A 1,298-nucleotide genomic window follows, 5' to 3' on the forward strand; every position below is an offset into this window, starting at 1 on the left:
ATGCTGCGCAGCAAGTTCAAGGACTCGGTCCTGCGTGCCTTCCTGCTGGGAGAGGACAAGGACGGCACCCTAGAGCTCCTGGTCGTGCACGGCCAGTCGATACCCGATGAAGCCGCCATGGCGGCCGCCTGCCAGAAGCTGTCGAAGACCATCCACCGCCACCTGAAGGTGCATGTCATTTCGAACGCCAGGTTCAACAGCCTGGCGGTGCGCGACCCGCTCGCATCCAAGCTGGCAGCGGCCTGCGCGCTCGAGATCGTCGCGCTCGGAGACACGAAGGCGCAGCCGCCCGCCGAGCGGATCGGGCTCCTGCAAAGCGCGAAGAAGAAGCTGGCGACGCTGTCGCGCCCAGCCTCCTGAACCACCTACGTGGTGTAGTCGCCGGTCGCCTCGGGCTGAAAGAGGATCGCCGCGACTTCGGCGGCACATGCCTCTCCGTTCGGGGCTTGCCACTTGGCCGTGTCTCCGACCTTCAGGCCGAGCAGGCCGGTTCCCACCGGTGACAGCACCGAGATGAGGCCGGCCGCGGGCCTGGCCTCTTCGGGGTAGCAGATCGTCAGCGTCTGCCGCCGGCGCGTGTGCGCGTCGACGATCTCGACGCGCGAGCACATCGTCACGATGTTGTCGGGCACGGCCCTCGAGCTGGTCACCTCGGCGCAGTCCAGAAGATCCGCCAGGCTGGGYGGCAGGTTGAGCCTGGGCAGCTTGTTCAGGCGGGCGAAATCAAGTTCGGTGAGCGTGCGCTCGCCGTGGATCGTTGCATGCATTGACGCACTCCATTCATGCGGACCCGTCGACGAACGACGATGGCCGCGGACGCGCGGAACTTGTGCCCGGCGGTGGATGGTTGCGCTGAAAAGAAAGGAAGAAAGAGAGCGACCGCCGGGCCTAGAAATGTGCGGGCGGTTGCCTGCGACCCGACTTCAACGCCATGCGTGCACGCGCGCACTCTGCGGCAGCAAGCAGCGCTGCAGAGTGGGTGAAGACGAGGGGGTTCGACATAACGCCAAGTCTATTCAGCGCGCCGCGGCGGTGCAAGCAATGTCCTCAGGGTTCTTGCCGGATTGCCCTTTGTCTTAGTTCAATGAGCCCGGTCATCCTGCGATTGCGGAGGACAGCGTCTGCCGCCCCGCTCAGACCATTGCAGTCTCGCCTGAARCCGCCTGCACCGGAATGTGCGCGCGCTCTTCCTTGATGCGGTTGGCGCCGTCCACGAACACCAGCTTGGGCTTGGAGCCTGCCACCTGGTCTTCGGGCACCAGGCCGAAGGCCGCGATGATGATCAGGTCGCCCACCGC

2 protein-coding genes and 1 pseudogene are annotated in these 1,298 nt (G+C 65.4%); 1 reads left to right on the forward strand and 2 read right to left on the reverse strand.

The window, feature by feature from the left end:
* A pseudogene (locus AC1DOC_RS33980) lies at window positions 1-360 on the forward strand (hypothetical protein); the annotation flags it as partial.
* Between the two features lie 5 nt (window positions 361-365).
* Here the strand turns inward: AC1DOC_RS33980 and AC1DOC_RS33985 are convergent.
* Both AC1DOC_RS33985 and AC1DOC_RS33990 read right to left on the reverse strand, forming a co-directional pair.
* The gene (locus AC1DOC_RS33985; RefSeq protein ID WP_478080266.1) at window positions 366-767 is read right to left on the reverse strand and encodes a GreA/GreB family elongation factor; all 402 of its coding nucleotides are present in this window, start codon (window positions 765-767) and stop codon (window positions 366-368) included.
* A 366-nt stretch (window positions 768-1,133) separates the two neighbouring features.
* Window positions 1,134-1,298 (reverse strand): aspartate 1-decarboxylase (locus AC1DOC_RS33990; protein WP_478131610.1); only part of this gene is annotated, 165 nt, incomplete at its 5' end.

The organism is Variovorax sp. 01T439_2, assembly GCF_056398445.1.